The sequence below is a fragment of the Halobacillus trueperi genome (assembly GCF_003386945.1).
GTDB lineage: Bacteria > Bacillota > Bacilli > Bacillales > Halobacillaceae > Halobacillus > Halobacillus aidingensis.
The window spans coordinates 25,640-42,985 of the sequence record NZ_QUAE01000006.1; the positions used below are offsets into that span (position 1 = coordinate 25,640).

General features: G+C 44.5%; 17 protein-coding genes. 3 read left to right on the forward strand and 14 right to left on the reverse strand.

Annotation, left to right across the window (positions count from 1 at the left end; translation table 11 throughout):
• Positions 1-140 precede the first annotated feature (140 nt).
• Positions 141-1,325 carry a cardiolipin synthase gene (cls, locus tag DYE48_RS09415; protein ID WP_115823384.1) on the forward strand — a complete coding sequence of 395 codons (1,185 nt, stop codon included), beginning with the start codon at positions 141-143 and terminating at the stop codon, positions 1,323-1,325.
• Positions 1,326-1,330: 5 nt separating this feature from the next.
• On the opposite strand, the gene DYE48_RS09420 is transcribed toward cls, so the two are convergent.
• The 6 genes from DYE48_RS09420 to speE form a co-directional block, all read right to left on the reverse strand.
• Positions 1,331-1,510, reverse strand: coding sequence for a XapX domain-containing protein (locus DYE48_RS09420; protein WP_089654841.1), 180 nt, complete (start codon positions 1,508-1,510; stop codon positions 1,331-1,333).
• Between the two features lie 744 nt (positions 1,511-2,254).
• Positions 2,255-3,922, reverse strand: a complete 1,668-nt coding sequence (gene argS, locus DYE48_RS09425; protein ID WP_115823385.1) for an arginine--tRNA ligase — start codon at positions 3,920-3,922, stop codon at positions 2,255-2,257.
• Positions 3,919-4,359 carry a YwiB family protein gene (locus DYE48_RS09430; protein ID WP_115823386.1) on the reverse strand — a complete coding sequence of 147 codons (441 nt, stop codon included), beginning with the start codon at positions 4,357-4,359 and terminating at the stop codon, positions 3,919-3,921. The genes argS and DYE48_RS09430 overlap by 4 nt, the downstream gene beginning before the upstream one ends.
• Positions 4,360-4,443: 84 nt before the next feature.
• Positions 4,444-4,890 (reverse strand): hypothetical protein, encoded by a 447-nt coding sequence (locus tag DYE48_RS09435; protein WP_115823387.1) that lies wholly within the window; start codon positions 4,888-4,890, stop codon positions 4,444-4,446.
• A gap of 97 nt (positions 4,891-4,987) precedes the next feature.
• On the reverse strand, positions 4,988-5,860 hold the full coding sequence (speB, locus tag DYE48_RS09440) for an agmatinase (protein ID WP_115823388.1): 873 nt from the start codon (positions 5,858-5,860) through the stop codon (positions 4,988-4,990).
• A gap of 5 nt (positions 5,861-5,865) precedes the next feature.
• Positions 5,866-6,696 carry a polyamine aminopropyltransferase gene (speE, locus tag DYE48_RS09445; RefSeq protein WP_115823389.1) on the reverse strand — a complete coding sequence of 277 codons (831 nt, stop codon included), beginning with the start codon at positions 6,694-6,696 and terminating at the stop codon, positions 5,866-5,868.
• A gap of 137 nt (positions 6,697-6,833) precedes the next feature.
• Between speE and DYE48_RS09450 the strand changes: the two genes are divergently transcribed.
• Positions 6,834-8,885, forward strand: coding sequence for a transglycosylase domain-containing protein (locus DYE48_RS09450; protein WP_115823390.1), 2,052 nt, complete (start codon positions 6,834-6,836; stop codon positions 8,883-8,885).
• Between the two features lie 277 nt (positions 8,886-9,162).
• Here DYE48_RS09450 and DYE48_RS09455 read toward each other — a convergent pair whose 3' ends face one another.
• The 7 genes from DYE48_RS09455 to DYE48_RS09485 all read right to left on the reverse strand — a co-directional run bounded on the left by DYE48_RS09455 (position 9,163) and on the right by DYE48_RS09485 (position 15,090).
• On the reverse strand, positions 9,163-9,507 hold the full coding sequence (locus DYE48_RS09455; protein ID WP_244199402.1) for a YolD-like family protein: 345 nt from the start codon (positions 9,505-9,507) through the stop codon (positions 9,163-9,165).
• 124 nt (positions 9,508-9,631) lie between these two features.
• Positions 9,632-9,859: a hypothetical protein gene (locus DYE48_RS09460; RefSeq protein WP_089654948.1), complete on the reverse strand. Its 228-nt coding sequence runs from the start codon at positions 9,857-9,859 to the stop codon at positions 9,632-9,634.
• A 102-nt stretch (positions 9,860-9,961) separates the two neighbouring features.
• Positions 9,962-10,504 carry a YwhD family protein gene (locus DYE48_RS09465; protein WP_115823391.1) on the reverse strand — a complete coding sequence of 181 codons (543 nt, stop codon included), beginning with the start codon at positions 10,502-10,504 and terminating at the stop codon, positions 9,962-9,964.
• A gap of 86 nt (positions 10,505-10,590) precedes the next feature.
• Positions 10,591-11,154 (reverse strand): GNAT family N-acetyltransferase, encoded by a 564-nt coding sequence (locus DYE48_RS09470; protein WP_115823392.1) that lies wholly within the window; start codon positions 11,152-11,154, stop codon positions 10,591-10,593.
• A complete protein-coding gene (locus tag DYE48_RS09475; RefSeq protein ID WP_208639648.1) occupies positions 11,151-13,178 on the reverse strand; it encodes an ABC transporter permease subunit in 2,028 nt (675 codons plus the stop codon). The genes DYE48_RS09470 and DYE48_RS09475 overlap by 4 nt, the downstream gene beginning before the upstream one ends.
• 102 nt (positions 13,179-13,280) lie before the next feature.
• The gene (locus DYE48_RS09480) at positions 13,281-13,781 is read right to left on the reverse strand and encodes a YwgA family protein (protein WP_115823393.1); all 501 of its coding nucleotides are present in this window, start codon (positions 13,779-13,781) and stop codon (positions 13,281-13,283) included.
• A gap of 13 nt (positions 13,782-13,794) precedes the next feature.
• The gene (locus DYE48_RS09485; protein WP_115823394.1) at positions 13,795-15,090 is read right to left on the reverse strand and encodes an HD domain-containing protein; all 1,296 of its coding nucleotides are present in this window, start codon (positions 15,088-15,090) and stop codon (positions 13,795-13,797) included.
• Between the two features lie 233 nt (positions 15,091-15,323).
• Here DYE48_RS09485 and lipL point away from each other — a divergent pair, with 233 nt between their 5' ends.
• Positions 15,324-16,166, forward strand: a complete 843-nt coding sequence (lipL, locus tag DYE48_RS09490; protein ID WP_115823395.1) for an octanoyl-[GcvH]:protein N-octanoyltransferase — start codon at positions 15,324-15,326, stop codon at positions 16,164-16,166.
• A gap of 82 nt (positions 16,167-16,248) precedes the next feature.
• Here the strand turns inward: lipL and pta are convergent, their stop codons facing one another.
• Complete coding sequence (pta, locus tag DYE48_RS09495; RefSeq protein ID WP_089654941.1) at positions 16,249-17,220, reverse strand: phosphate acetyltransferase; 972 nt, start codon at positions 17,218-17,220, stop codon at positions 16,249-16,251.
• Positions 17,221-17,346: the final 126 nt, after the last annotated feature.

The window sequence follows — 17,346 nt, forward strand, 5'->3', positions numbered from 1 at the left end:
TAATCTTATAATTTTCTGAATCTTATAGCTTTACTATAAATTATGAATGAGCATTCAGTCAACATATTTTCATGTTTTTCCTTTTGAAACCTTTAAAAACGGGGAAACTATGTGGAAGATATTTTTTAGGAGGTACGGAGATGCTCGTCACCATTATTCTATTCATCATTTTGTTCATTTTATTACTTGTCCTTGACTTCAAATGGGGACGGGCGAAACATAGAAAAAACCATAGACCCATCCCCCTGCCGGAAACAAGCGGCAATTACAAACTATATAAAAATGGTTCGGTCCTTTATGAACAGATGTTCCAGGAAATTTCCGAAGCAAAAAAACAAGTTGACGTATACTTCTACTTGATCGATAACGATTATATCAGTGAAAATTTCTTAGACGTATTGAAGAACAAAGCTCGAAACGGTGTACCGGTCCGACTCCTTGTCGACAGGCTCGGAGGGTACAAAATTAATAAGTCAGCTAGAAAGAAACTAAAAGACGCAGGGGTTGACTTCTACTTCGCCGAAACTCCCGGATTCCCCTTCTTTTTTTATCGATTAAATAGGAGAAATCATAGAAAAATTACGGTTATTGACGGAAAAGTAGGATATTTGGGTGGATTCAACATCGGTAAGAATTATATAGGAGAGTCAGCAAAATTCGGAGACTGGAGAGACTATCACCTGCGTTTGACAGGTCCTGTCGTTTCGCAAATCCATAAAGTGATGCTGGATGATTGGTACCTGGCTTCCGGAGAAACGCTTACTCCTTGTCAGCCTTCTGAAGACGGAAACCATAAAATGAACATTTTAGCAACGGACGGGGTCGAGCTGGAAAAAGAATTTGCGAAGATGATCCATTCTGCCAAAAAGGAAATCCTGATCGGCACCCCCTATTTCATTCCGACAGACAGACTACAAGAAGCCTTAAAGCAGGCGATCGATCGAGGGGTAGAACTTCACATCATGATTCCAATGAAGGCCGACCACCCATTTGTAAAGCCGGCAGCTATCCCTTATTTAAAAGAGCTTTATCACAAGGGAGCTTCCATTCGTTTTTTTGATGCAGGCTTTTACCATTCTAAAATCATCATCATCGACGGAACATTTGCCGATATTGGAACGGCCAACTTCGACCGCCGAAGCTTCTTTTTGAACAAGGAAGTCAACACCTATGTGTATGATGAGGACTTCATCAGTGACTTAAGAGCTGCTTACTTCGAGGATGCTGCTGATGCCATAGCCTTCGATGAACACTGGCTCAAGCGTCGTTCATTCACTACGCGCCTGAACCAGAGAATCGCTGTATTGTTGAGGCCTTTCTTGTAATTATTTCACTTGAAAAATTCTGCAAACATCGGGCCCGCCCATGCCATGACTTTAAAGCCGAGGTAGATCCCGATGATCCCTGCAACTCCAGCAAAAGCAGGTGGTGCGGGGATCGGCAGTTTGAACCCTGCAAAAACGAGTCCAACGATGAACCCTGTAATCAATGCGAGAATGACTTCTTTCATCTTTTCCACAACCTTTCGATATGTAAGACACAGCAATAGTTTTTGCTTGCATGCGCCTTGTCATGCAAGCTTCTTTTTATGTTACGAAAGCCCCCTGCCATTGATTCACCTAAAAGGACAATAGACTTCCAATTGTGGAAGCCTCAGTTTCGAGAGAACCGGGGTTCGTTTGCCTGGTTGAGCTTCAGGGGTGGTTGGGAAGCCACTCGCTTTCCTGCGGGGATGACGGAGAGCCTCCTCGAGCTCCGCTCTGCGGGGTCTCTCCAGTCAATCCATTCCCGCGGGAGTCTCGCAACTTCCCAACCACCCCATTCGATATCAGAGAGAAACGAACCCTATACCAAGATGGGATGTCTTGCACTATCTTTGTGTAAGAGCTCTGTATCAAGCTTCCTCGCTCGAAATGACCGATATGAAGGCTAATTCTCTACCCACTTTTCTAAGCAGAAATGCTGTTAACCCCAGAAATGATTTCGTGAACGTCATATGGCAAAGGGGCGGAGGGGAATGGCGAGACTCCTGCGGGAAGAGAGTGCTTGGTGAGACCCCGCAAGGCGTCAGCCTGAGGAGGCTCACCGCGCTCCCGTGGAAAGCGAGTCATTCCCTGCAGCCCCCATCCACTCAACAAAGTTCTCGAAATCAAGTTTCCACAATCCTGCCATATACTTCAATAATTTTATATAAATACAAAAAAAGAGCGCCCCTGCTCTATTAGCAAAGACGCCCTTTTCCTAGTATATGGAATTACATTTGGTTTGGTGCAGAAACTCCGATTAGTCGAAGTGCATTATTCAGCGTTGTACGGACAGCTTTCATCAAGGCAATTCTCGCTGCTGTCAGCTCTGGATTTTCATCGTCAAGTACTTTGACAGCATTGTAAAAGCTGTGCAGATTGGATGCGAGATCGAATGCATACTGTGTCACGCGGTGTGGCGTGCGTTTTTCTGCGGCATCCGCTACCACTTGCGGGAATTCTCCAAGACGCTTGAGAAGGTCTTCTTCTTTTTCAGCTGTGAGATAGCTTCCGTCATACGAATCTTTCACCAGCCCTTTTTCTTCTGCTTGCTTAAGCATTGTACAAATGCGGGCATGTGCATATTGGACGTAATACACAGGGTTTTCGTTCGATTCTGAACGGGCAAGGTCCATATCAAAGTCCAGGTGAGAATCACTGGAGCGCATGGAGAAGAAGTAACGCATGGCATCGATTCCTACCTCTTCCATCAGTTCACGAAGGGTGACCGCCTTACCTGTACGCTTACTCATTTTCACCTTTTCGCCGTCCTGGAACAAGTTGACCATTTGAATGATTTCTACTTCGAGCGTGTCTTTCTCGTAGCCAAGCGCCTGGATGGCCGCTTTCATACGTGGAATATAGCCATGGTGATCGGCTCCCCAAATATTGATCAGTGTATCAAATCCACGGTCCAATTTGTTTTTATGGTAGGCGATATCCGGCGTCAAGTATGTGTACGTTCCGTCATTCTTAATCAGTACGCGATTCTTGTCATCGCCGAACTTCGTCGTTTCAAACCAAGTGGCATCATCTTTTTCGAATACATAGCCTTGGTTTTTCAAAACGGCAAGGGCGTCTGTAATCTGGTCATCGTTGTACAGAGAAGTTTCAGAGAACCATTCATCAAATGGAACACGGAATTCTTCCAGGTCTGTTTTGATTTTATCCAATAGGAATTTCAATCCGTACTCACGGAAGAACTGAAGGCGCTCTTCTTCCGCAACATCGACCCATTTTTCACCATCTTGACTCACGAGCTTTTCAGCTAAGCCAATGATATCCTGGCCCTGATAGCCATCTTCCGGCATGCTCCACTCTTTTCCGAGATTTTGCATATAGCGGGCTTCCAGGGATTTCGCCAAATTCGCCATTTGGTTTCCGGCATCATTAATGTAGTATTCACGGGACACATCGTATCCTGCGGCATCCAAAACGTTGCATAGGGAATCACCGACCGCTGCGCCACGTGCGTGCCCTAAGTGAAGCGTACCTGTCGGGTTGGCAGAAACGAACTCCACCTGAATTTTGTGTCCTTCTCCACTCTTGCTGCGTCCATACTCTTCTCCAGCATTCAGAATCGTAGGAACCAATTCGGTCAAATACTGATTGTTCATGTAAAAGTTAATGAACCCTGGTCCAGCAATTTCAATTTTCTCGATGGATGCTTTGGACTTGTCGAACTGCTCTACGAGATCGGTCGCGATGGCACGTGGATTCTTTTTGGCTACGCGCGCCAACTGCATCGCCATGTTCGTGGCATAGTCTCCGTGCGCTTTGTCTTTCGGCTGCTCAAGGATTACTTCCGGCATCTCTTCCTCAGATGCAAGTTCGGCAGCTAGGACTGAGCGTACGATTTCATCCTTCAGTTTCTGTTCCATTTGTTCAACGATATTCATGAATCGCTCTCCTCCTCAAACGTCAACGTCAAGCGGTGGGCTTGAGTCACTTCATGGTTTAAAGTCATGGTATAACTTAAATACAGTCGGCCCTGTGTGGATTCTTCCAAAGAACGGAATTCCACTTTATCTGTAAGTGTCTTCATATGAAAATCACCATACGTATGATGATATAAATTTTCCGTTTCCGTGGATGTCTGGAAAACCTGGCGCATTTCCACGCCACCGCTTCGTTTGATGCTGACATGTTCCGGTTTGATCGTCACCATCGTACTGACCGGTTCTCCATCTTCCGGGTGCTCGATAAAGGTGAGCACTTGCGTATCGCCTCGTTTGAAAAACTGTCCCGGTTCGTGGATCTTCATCGTCTCTTTACGATCCTCATCCTGTATTTCCGTAACAAGCTGCACCTGGACATCTTTTGCGTTACTTGGCATCTTCCCTCCACCTTTTCTATCGCCATTTTTACGTACAAGATATAACTAATATATTATAAGAATTCGAACAGAAAAACGCAAGCGTCATTCAATAAGAAGGTTGACGTATTCGTGCACTTCCTTCACTTGGGCAACATGATTCGGAATCGAATAAGCCGCATATAGAACTAGGATAGCCAAAACAATCGTCAAGTACCACTTGAATGATAGATTTTTTTTGAACGGACGGCGGTCCGGGACAATCGCGAAAAGTAAAAATGGAAGCAAGAGGCCAATCACCCATACATCTGTACTCCACTGTTTATTTTCCACAGAGACTGCCAAAGTGAACTGCAGAAGGTCGTTCATTCGGTCTTCCACATTCACCTCAGCGACTTCCTCTTTCCCTATTCCTTCGTTAATCACAAGTGTATCTCCATTCAACTCATACGAGATGTTGGAGGGGTTCCAGTTTGCTCCGTAAGTGAGAAGCAGCAGGGGGAGCATGATCAATACATAGATCCCCGCCACTCCCATCGTCTTTTTATTCAAAACAAAAGCTCCTTTGTATCGTGTGTTTGCTTATAGCTCTATCCATATAGAAAAGCCACTATGAAGACCCTCACAGTGGCTTGTTCCATTCTATCATTTATTTGACGAACCCTAAAAGCATTTCGCGGATGAACTTGCTCGCCGCAATCTGCGTCTTCTCTGTCGGGTCATACGCTGGAGCGACTTCAACAAGGTCCGCGCCTACGATGTTCAAATCACTGCCGGCTATGGCATGGATACTTGCGAGCAGTTCTTTCGACGAGATGCCACCCGCTTCTGCCGTCCCTGTTCCAGGTGCAAAGGCAGGATCGAGCACATCGATATCAATCGTAACGTACACTGGACGGCCGGCAAGCTCAGGCAGCACTTTTTTCAAAGGTTCCAACACCTCGAACTTGGCCATATGCATACCGGATTCTTCTGCATATTGAAACTCTTCACGCATGCCGGAGCGGATGCCGAATGAGTAGACATTTTCTGCTCCTAGCAGCTCACACGATTTACGAATCGGCGTCGAGTGGGACAACACTTCTCCTTCATACTCTTCACGAAGATCGGCGTGGGCATCGATATGAATAATAGCGAGGTCCGGGTGTTTTTTGTACATGGCCTGAATGACAGGCCATGTGACGAGATGCTCTCCACCAAGACCGAGGGGAAATTTTCCTTTTTCAAGCAGTTCATCCAAATACCCTTCGATGATATCAAGACTACGTGCCGCATTTCCGAATGGCAGCATCAAATCGCCGGCATCATGATAGTTCACTTCTTCCAAATGACGATCAAGGTACGGGCTATACTCTTCCAGTCCGATGGAGGCTTCACGAATACGGTTCGGGCCGAAGCGTGATCCCGGGCGGAAGCTGACGGTCCAGTCCATCGGCATGCCGTAAATGACAGCATCCGCTTCCTCCTCCGTCGCCCGACTCATGATAAATACTTTTCCAGAGTAGGATTCATCAAAACGCATGCGGTTCACTCCTTCGTGAGATCTTTGACGAACTTCGGCAGTGCAAAGCACGCCTGATGAATTTCGTCTGTGTAATATTTGGTGTCGATATCTGTAAACCGTTCCTCGTTGACTTTGAGTGGATCGTGGACTTTACTTCCCATTGTGAATGTCCACAGCCCGCTTGGATAAGTCGGAATGTTCGCTGTGTACACTTTTGTGATGGGGAAGGTTTCTTTCACATCGCTATACACCTGACGGATCAGATCTGCTTTAAACCATGGGTTGTCCGTTTGGGCAACGAAAATACCGTCCTCTTTCAATGCTTTGGCAATGCCCCCATAGAAACCTTTGGAAAAAAGATTGACCGCCGGCCCTACGGGTTCGGTGGAATCGACCATGATGACATCATACTCGTTTTCACTTTTTGCGATGTGCATGAAACCGTCGTCCACCTTCACTTCGACACGGTTATCCTCAAGAGCTCCGGCAATAGAAGGTAAATACTTCTTCGAATACTCGATGACCTTCCCGTCGATCTCCACAAGTGTCGCTTTTTCTACACTTTCATGTTTCAACACTTCACGAATGACGCCCCCGTCACCGCCACCGACGACAAGAACGTTTTTCGGATTCGGGTGGGTAAACAATGGAACATGGGCAACCATTTCGTGATAGACGAATTCATCCTTCTCTGTCGTCATGACCATGTCATCAAGAACGAGCATATTCCCCCACTCCGCTGTTTCCAGCATCTCTAAATCTTGAAAGTCTGTTTTCTCACTATGCAGGGAGCGATTGACTTTCGCCGTAATCCCGAAATGATCAGTCTGTTTCTCAGTAAACCATGTACCCATGCTGCATTTCTCCTTTTTCATCTATGAAATAACTTTCATTCTATACGTTTGTTTCACTCAAGAAGTTTATTTTACTACGTATTCTCACATAATAATAGCAGTCTTTATACATTCGTAACAGTTAGGAGTATAAAAGGATGCGATCATTTTTCAGAACGACTTATCGATGGACGATCCGCGGTATGAAACTCGCCGTCTTCGGGACAATCGTAGGGATTGTTGGAATTATCGGCGTGTTGATCTATGCCATCACTCAGGGACCTCCATCGTTGATGACTGAACAGAATACTGTCTTCTATGGGACAGACGGGGAAATCATAGGAGAAGAGCAAGGGGCCGAAGAACGTTACTGGATTAACATAGAGGAAATGCCCGAATCTATCAAAGACGCTACCCTCGCCATTGAAGACCGGCGTTTCTATAACCACTTCGGTTTCGATGTGAAGCGAATTGCAGCAGCGGCACTTACGGATCTTAAGCAGATGAGAATGGCCGAGGGGGCCAGCACCATCACCCAGCAGTATGCAAGAAACTTATACCTTTCCCATGATAAAACATGGAAGCGGAAACTAAACGAAGCTCTCTATGCCTTACGATTAGAAATTTTTTATAACAAAGATGAAATATTGGAAGGTTATTTGAACACCATCTATTACGGCCACGGGGCTTATGGAATCGAAGCTGCCAGCCGGCAATATTTCAATAAACACGCGGCTGATCTTACTTTGACAGAAGCCTCCATGTTAGCCGGTATCCCTAAAGGCCCGACCTATTATTCACCACTGGCGAACGCTGAACGAGCAGAAGCAAGACAACAACAAATCTTAGCTGAAATGGAACAGAACGGCTATATCACTTCCTCTGAAAAAAGAGCAGCTGTGGAAGCGAGCATCTCCTATGCGGACGGTGAAGAAGATGACACCCAGGAGATTGCTCCATATTTTCAGGACCAAGTCGTTACAGAAGCGGCTCAGCTGCTTGAAGTAGACAGAGAAAGTGTCCAGACAGGCGGCTATCATATTCACACCACTCTGATTGAAGAGCATCAACGGATTTTGGAAGAGCAGGTGAAAAGAAACATTCCAGGGAGTGAAGAAATCCAAGTCGCTTCCGCTGTTATGAACAGCCATTCTGGAGCAATTACGGCCCTTGTCGGTGGTAAAGATTATGGAGAAAGTCCGTTCAATAGAGCCACTCAGGCGAAACGTTCCGTCGGTTCAACCATCAAACCTTTTCTGTATTATGCAGCGCTCGCGGAAGGGTACTCCCCTGTCACGATGAAAGAGACGCAGCCTATTGAAATTGAGGTAGAAGGTAAAACGGAACCTTATATTCCATCCAATTTCAATAACCAATATGCAGAAGAACCGATTTCTATGGCTCAAGCCCTTGCCGTTTCCGATAATATTTATGCGGTGAAAACCCACATGGATATCGGACCGGAAAAACTAGGAAAAACGATGAAGACGTTCGGTGTTGAAGAAACGTTCAAGCCACACCCTTCTCTTGCCTTAGGGTACTCCTCCATATCCCTTTTCGATATGGTCAGTGCCTATGGAAAAATGGTGAAAGGAACGGAATCCATTGAGGGACATACGATCGCTAAAATTACGGACCGACACGGGAATGTGCTGTATGAATACCAACCGGCTTACAATAAAGACGATGCTGTCGATCGAGCACGGGCGTTCACCGTGACCCACATGATGACGGGGATGTTCGATCCGATCTTAGATGCCGATTATGCATCGGTTACAGGTACTCCAATTAAAGGGAAGCTGACACGCATGTATGGAGGAAAATCCGGAACGACTGACAACGATAGCTGGATGATCGGATTCAGCCCTCAGTACGTTTCCGGTGTATGGGTCGGATATGATGAAGGCAGTAAGCCGCTCAAAGACTTCAACGACCATCGGTATGCGAAAGCCATCTGGGCCGATACGATGGAGAAAATACATGAGACAGAACCTACAGCAGCCTTCATCCCGCCCCCAGGGGTGAAAGGGGTCTACATCGACCCGGAAACCGGCTATGTCGCAGGTCCCAACTGTCCGCAGGAACGGTTAGTGTACATGGAAGAAACTGATATTCCTGAGGATGTTTGTGGCGGAGACGAAAGCAAGGATGTTGATGATGAATTCAAAGATGATCCTTGGTTCAAAGATGTGGTGGACTGGTTCTTTTAATGCGATTCTCGGTTCCTTTGGTGCGCGATTCATGCTCTCTTTGGCGCGAAAGGTCATCCTCAAAACGGATGACCTTTCGCTTTTTTTAACTGCTTTATCACACAGTAAAAAAAGACAGAGAAAACGACCGGGGGAACCGGTCGCTTTCTCTGTCCTAGTAAACATGTATAATCCATGTGTTACTTAATATATTACCCTTATCGCTGATTCGTCAAGATTGGGCGTCTGAATTCTTACACTTTTTTCATGAACATTTTGTGAACAAATCGTGAACACCTTATAAAATGGCAAGGTCAGCGATATCATCCAGGGGAATGCGGATCTTCTCTTTCGTCTGTCCATCAACCCCTGATACGGTGTGATTATTACGGTTCACATGGGTCACCTTCATCCTTATATCTTCATACTCGAAACCATTGTGGACTCTAACCTGGACGGTAAGATTGTCCGTTAGTGCCCTCTGCAAAAGAAAGTCAATCTCGACAGCTTTCTGTTCATCCATAATTCCTTTTTCTACCCGCTGATCTTCTTTCCAAAGTTTTTTCACCATTTCTACATGCTCCGGTAACATGAGCGATGTCCACTTGATCGTCCCGCGATCACGATTCCGGTTATCCATCATTGGTTCCCTCCACCACGAACGTTTGTTCTTATTCTATCATAAAAGAGGGAATCGTAAACTGGAATTTTCATACTTAGCTACATGGTCGTCTCTCTTGTCTAGAAAAAAGGGGTGTACGCTTTATCTACTCCATTTCTTTGTTACCTGCGTTTGCCTTCTTCTGATAACCGAACACGAAAATACAACTCACATAGATCACAAACGCACCTGAAACAAACCATAACCCTGATGTTAAATACTCATGTTCTGCATAAAAAGACCATTTAAACAGGAAATGAAGAATTCCTGAAATCAACCCCACAAGAGCAATCACAAAGTGAAATACTACATCATCTTCTAATATCCTTTTCATAGGATCCACTCCTTTCTTTTACAAAAAATATCAAATGAGAAAGAGGGAAACCCTGCAGATTCCCCTCTCTCCATAACGATGCTATGAGCTTTCAATCATGAATTATTGTACACCTAGAGAGTCTTTCAATTCCTGGGCTGTGTTCTCCCATAGTTCTGGTTTGAAATCACGCAAATATCCTCCGAGCAGCTTTTTCGACTTCTCATCAAGGTGATCGACGACAAAGCGACCCTTCAAGGATTTATCCATGTGGTTCACGTGTTCAGGCATCAATTTGTATCCGCGCTTGATGGACCTGTCCACGACAATCTCACTGGCAGCTACGCCGTGGTAACACGGTCTTCCTTCCTGGTAATCCACCGTTACCCATGCGATCCAATATTTCAGTCCGTTTTTAACGACTTCACGGTCGGTAATGAACTTGATCCGTTTTTCTACTTTACTACGCGCGTGAAGCGCACCCATATCGACATAGGCTTCGTCTTCATTCGGATCCACAATGACCGGGGTCATGTTCTCCAAACTGATGGAACCGACACCATATCCGCCATGACCATCGGTCGAATCATCTTTAAGGATTGTAAATTGGTTCTTCTTTTTATCGTTGCTTTCACCTTTGTTTTTAAATTGATCGAACTCTTTCATAAAGCGATCCTCCTCTTCAATCGTCCTCTTATTTTGTCCCATTTTAACATACAAAACAGTTCTTGTTAGAAGAGATGCTTCATGATTCATTGGTCAAACGTTTGTTTAACCTGCTCGTATTCCTTTTTCAGCATGGAAAACACGACGGTATCCTGAAATCTCTCTCCATCAAAATCTGTTTCCCTTAATACTCCCTCTTCCCGGAAGCCAAAATTATTCAAGAGCCTGCGTGATCCCTCATTTTCAGCAAAAATGTCTCCGACAATCCGGTTCAGATTCAGTGTGTCGAACGCATAAGGGAGAACATTAAGTAAAACTTCTGTCATGATGCCTGCCTTTTGGTACTTTGGATGAATGACCGCTCCCATTTCTGCTTTCCTATGCCAAAGATTCCATTTGTGAAAACGGAAAAAGCCGATGCATTCCCCTTCTTCGTTCTCAATCACCCATGGTATTTCTTTATGCTTACGAAAGCCAGCCAGTCTTTCTTCTACGTAAGCTTCCATCTCCTTCAAAGACAGAACGGGGTGAGGAGTGATGTACTTCATCGTATCCGGCCGGCTCATGAATTGGAACAAGGAGGGCGCGTCGGATATTTTTAAACCTCTCATCTTTATCTTTTCCATTTCAAACACAGGAATATGATTCATATAGACTTTCTCCTGTACCTGTGATCGTCCCGGGAATCAGATCCGCCTGTTTGTTTCGAACTTTGAACGAAGACAAAATCCGCTTCCTTGGGTGAATCATCTTTCCCTCTATGCGTTTCTTTTCTACGGAACACCCTCTTGAGCCATGTGTTCTGTTCTACAGGTACTCCCACACGACGTTGCTGCACTTCCTTAATCCCCTGGATGATCAACTGCATCGAGACAATGATTGCCATGAAACAAAGAAGTGTAGGGATAATGAGCCACCAACGCCCTGTCATCAACGAATCTTTGGCTGCTCCGATCATCCCGGACCATTCATAGGTGGTACTCGTTGGAGGATCCGCCACAAAATCATAGCTTACTTTTGTCCCTCCAAAATAAATGTCAAATACACCAAGGTGAATGAAAATAAGCAACGTTTGGATAAACTGCTGGCCAAAAATAATCCCCATTCTGGCACTTAAATGCGGCATCAAATGCTTCCACAACAGATGAACAGAACTGCCTCCAAGCACCTTTGTACTTGTTACGAACTCTTCTTTCATAATCAACTTCATTTCATTGCCGAACAACGTTATCACAAGCGGAACAGCTAAAAGTGTCAAAATGATCCCCTGATAAAGGATCCTCTCTGTTTCTGTCGTCGTAAACCCACCAGGAGGCATCCATAACACCGGCTTCAATAGCAAAAAGGCAATGATCGTCATCGGTAAAAAATGCATGCTGTCTACGAATTTTTCAAAAACCAGCTGTACCCTTTTGGGTAGAAAGAAAGCATAAGGAATAGCTAAAAGGAAGCCAATACCCATTCGTAAGAAAGCAATCACAAGACCGAAAATAATCGTATATTTCGCACCGACTATGATTTGGTCAAACACGCTAAAACCAAGAGCATCGGTACCCAAAAATACATACTCCGGTGTGTGGGGAATCGAACTGACTAATGTCCCTTCATCATCGTAGATCAGTCGATGCTGATCGATCAGCGGCTCTGCGGTCATGGTATAAGCGATACTGATAATGATAGTTCCCGTAATGACAGTAAAACCTAAGAGAAACTTTATATTTTTAAAATGCGCCCCGATTTCTGACAACGCATGAGTAAGCCACCCTCTGCCCCCTTTGAAAGAGACGGCTCCTACAAAACGGTTCATACGTGTAGCGACTTCTTCGGACTTCTTTTCATCCTTAAAAAGGAACAGTTCTGTGCCTTGATAGATGATATAAAAAGGTGTAAATAGCATGAGAAGGATAAAACTTGAAACGATCGGCCGAAAATCATCGAGAAATGCCGTCGTAATCCCATTCATATTGAAGATATATTCAATGATTAACAGACTCGACAACGCCCCCCATACAATGATTTTCGAATGGTAGAACGTACTTTTCCCGATGTTCCGAAGGGTATGTACACACAAAATGGCCGCTTTCTCCAACCCTTTTCCCCTGGCCATTTGTATATAAGATTTCGTCCATTCTTCTTCGATCAATGCGAGGATGATTTTGTACATCGTCACCATAGGCAGGACAGCAATGGCAAACATCGGAAGCAGGTAGACTTTATCCTGTCCGAGAGATGCAAAGGAAATAAGCAGGATTTCCGTCTGTTTATAAAACCAAACGATGAACAACTGTAAAGAAAAAGCCAACAATAAATCGGGTACGCTCTCGAGCAAGCCAAGAATACGGTCAACGACTGAACGCAGCCACTTCGGTAAAAAAACAGTGAAGAATGCACCTGCAAATGCGAGAACGAAACCTAATAAAATACCACCGAAGAAGACGGTCATAGAGTATTGATAAGGGTCCCATAAGTATTCCAAAATTGGTACAGGGCGTCCCTTGAATAAATAGGTCCACTCTCCCGGATTCACTACAGAGGCAAGCAATTGATTCAACTCTTTTATGTAATTTCCCAGATCTAAAAATGCCCCTTGCCAGAACAAAGCCGGCGTAGTACTAACCAATAGAATACCAACGATACCGATCATATAATAAGCGAAAAATTTAATGAAACGCACGTGTATAGACCCCCCACTCTACTTTCGATTTATGTTTTTTCAATTATCTGACATAAATACACAAGAAAAAAGGTGTACATCGTCGTACACCTACTTTTTATCTTAATGAATGGAACGCAAATGTTCAATAAATTTCCATCCTTCATCGATATCTTCTTGTGTGTAATTTTGAGCGCTTTTCACCGTGAACACTTTTTCAGCAATTTCTTCTTTCGGTAAGTGCTCAAAGAAAAGCATCGTAGAAACGAGCTCAAGGAAACGTGAACTACGTCCATTCATTTCTTCGATGTGAACATTAAGTGGAGGCAGGTCCATCTCATAATGGGTCAGGAAATCCCTTCCGCTATCGGTCAACTGGTACCGGTACTGATAATAATTCTTCTTCTCTTCTTTCGTTTCGCTGATAAAACCAAGATTACACATTTCCTCAACTCTCAGTGTCAGTTCCTCCGAGTAAGGGCCATAGAAATGAAACTGGTAACGCTCTTCAAAAGGGATTTCACACTTTTTCAGTATGTAAATCATCTTCTGCAACTTCTTTCGGCCTACAATTTCATCGGTGCTTGAGAAAAACTGCATCAACTTCGCATGATTCTCCAACATGGAGGTTCACTCCTTATCCAAACAAAATTTCCATAATCCGCTTCTTCGTTTTACTTCGATTTGACATTTCCTCGAGACGATCAAGAGGGATGTACAATTTATGATCCGTCCGTTTTTTACCAGAAATCGATTCGACAATATCGGAAAGCCTGGACAGTTCCTTCAACTCGTCATTCGGCTGCAGAAGGTGAATGGGCAGCCTTTCCCCTTCTTCACCCGGGCGATAAAAGTCATACGGAAGGTCCGAACTTGAGTCCACAACTAAATAATAATCAGGATTCAAACCAGCTTTTGTAAACAGTTTATAGAGTTCCATCCATTCATTCATCTGAGAATTCGGATTGAACTCGATGTATTTGAAAAGTTTACGGTTCACGAAACGATGGCACAAATCACTAAGTACGTCATCTTCTTCCTTCATCCACGTCTGGAAATAATAGAGGACGACCGCTTCATCCAGCGCCAAATATTCTTCAAGGGTAGGCTCACCAGAAAAGAAGGACAGAAAATGCACCGGTTTCAGCTTGAAGTTGTACCCTTCTTCGTACAGTTCCTTCGCACGGTGGAGAATTTTAGTTAAAATGACTTCTGCACTTCTCGTTACAGGGTGGAAATACACCTGCCAGTACATTTGGTAACGACTCATAATATAATCTTCGACCGCATGCATGCCGCTTTCCTTGACTACGACCTGATCTTCCATCGGCCGCATCACTCGAAGTATCCGCTCCATGTCGAAATGACCATAGCTGACACCTGTAAAATAAGCATCCCTCTGCAGGTAATCCATTCGATCCGCATCAATTTGACTGGAAATCAAGCTGACGACGAGCTTGTTTTCGTACGTCTTGTTAATGACATCCGCTACTTTTTTAGGAAAACCTTTTTCAACTTTACTTAGAACCTTATTTACTTCCGTGTCCCCGAGTAAAATCGCCTGGGTGAAATCTTCATGATCAAGTTTGAACACTTTTTCAAAGGAATGCGAAAAAGGTCCATGACCGAGATCATGTAAAAGAGCAGCACAAAGACAAAGCAGCCGTTCCTCCTGATCCCAGTTGGGACGGTCCTTGAAATTCTCGATGATTCTCCTAACGATTTCATAAACACCTAAAGAGTGGTTGAAACGGCTGTGTTCAGCTCCATGGAATGTCAAATAAGATGTGCCGAGCTGTTTGATTCTACGGAGCCTCTGAAATTCAGCCGTCCCGATCAAATCCCAAATCACCCGTTCTCGAACGTGGACATAACGATGTACGGGGTCTTTAAAAACCTTTTCTTCACTTAACTTCTCATCACGATAGGCCATCAGTTTGTCCTTTCTACACGACATTTTTATCTATTATATACCTTAAATTCCGACAAAAAAACATCTTGACAGACAGAAATTGACAGGTGTTCTCCGAGAAACCTGTCTATAAGCGCTCTAACTTTCGATATGATTTTTTTATCCATCAGAGAATTTTACAATCGATCTTCCATTCATGCAAGAGGCGACTTTTGGTATAATGGACGTTGCTACCGAAAAGGAGAACGAATGCTATGAATGAACTACATCCATTATTAAAACCAGAAACGTATCGCTTCATCGACCAAAGCAATTTAGGGCCCGGATTTTCGGCCTTACAGTCTTTTGCTATGGACGATGCGTTATCCATAAGTGTCGGTGAACGCATGAGCCCGACAACGGCAAGACTCTGGGTCCACCACGATACGATCGTACTCGGGATTCCGGATGCCCGCCTTCCTTATATAAAAGAAGCCATCCAACATTTGAAGTCGAACGGTTATGATGTGATCGTCCGTAATTCCGGTGGTCTCGCCGTCGTGTTGGATGACGGTGTTTTGAACCTTTCCCTCATCTTCCCTGATTCTAAACAGGTAAATATCCATGACGGTTATGAGGCGATGGTTTCGTTTATCAGCCAACTCTTTTCCGATTTGACGAACGGAATTGAAGCTTATGAAATCACCCAATCCTATTGTCCAGGGACATATGATTTGAGTATCAATGGCAAAAAATTCGCCGGCATCTCACAACGCCGGGTTAAAAACGGTTCCGCTGTACAGATCTATCTTGATGTAAGTGGCAGCGGCGCAGAACGTGCGGCGCTTTTGAAGCGGTTCTATGAACTGGGCAAACGCGACGAAGAGACCCGCTTCAGCTATCCTGTTATCGATCCAAGCGTCATGGCATCTTTAAACGAATTACTGGGCACTAACCTCAGTGTTGCCGACGTACGTGACCGTATATTGATGAAACTACATGAACTCTCGGGTCACCTTGTCACCCATGCTTTAGAAGGGGACGAAATCGACTGGTTTCATAAGAGGTTTGAGCAAATGATCAAACGAAACGAAAAAGCGCTCGACAACCTGGAATAAGGGTGTCGAGCGCTTTTCTATTTCTTCTGGGGGTTTGAGTAAAAAAGCTCGCTGGACGTTGTCCGCGAACTTTTTCACTTCTTTATAGAGCTTGAGCAGCAGTAATGATGGCTAGCTTGTACACGTCATCAGAATTACAGCCGCGGGATAGATCGTTTACCGGCTGGTTCAAGCCTTGCAGAATCGGGCCGACAGCGTCAAAGTTACCCAGGCGCTGGGCAATTTTATAACCGATGTTTCCTGCTTCAAGGCTTGGGAATACGAACGTGTTCGCTTCACCCATTAGTGGAGAATCCGGCGCCTTTTTCTCGGCTACAGATGGCACGAACGCCGCATCAAACTGGAATTCGCCATCAATTAATAGATCTTTGTTTTGTTCTTGGGCAATCTCAAGTGCTTGTGTCACTTTCTCCGTTTCAGGGGACTGGGCGGACCCTTTCGTAGAGAAGCTTAACATAGCGACTTTTGGATGGATATCGAATAGCTGGGCTGTTTCTGCACTTGCCAAAGCGATCTCTGCTAAGTCCTGGCTGTCAGGGTTAATGTTGATAGCACAGTCAGCAAATACATATTTCTCTTCATCACGGACCATGATGAATACGCCGGATGTTTTCTTAATACCGGGCTTCGTTTTAATGATTTGAAGAGCTGGACGCACAGTGTCTGCTGTAGAGTGAGCGGCACCACTGACAAGCCCGTCTGCTTTACCCATGTAGACAAGCATTGTACCGAAGTAGTTTCCGCCCTGCAGGATTTCACGTGCTTTTTCTTCTGTCGCTTTTCCTTTACGGCGCTCGACAAAGCTTGCGACCATTTCATCAAACTCATCGTAGTTTGCAGGATCAAGAATTTCTGCAGCGGAAATATCTACATTCAATTCAGATGCTTTCTGTTCTACTTTTTCTTTATTACCGACTAATACAGGTGTCAACATTCCGTCAGCACCCAATTGACTCACTGCTGTTAGGATTCTTTCATCTAAGGCTTCTGGAAATACGACTTTCTTGCCTTTTCCATCAATTTTAGACTTCAAAGTATCAAATAGGTTACTCATGATTAACCCTCCATTTTTTCATTCTGTTATACATGATAAGACCTTTTGTGTTCAAATGAAAGTGGTTCGAATCAAGTTTTCCGTTTGAAGCGATTTCATTTTATAACTTTACCCTATTTCCCTGCA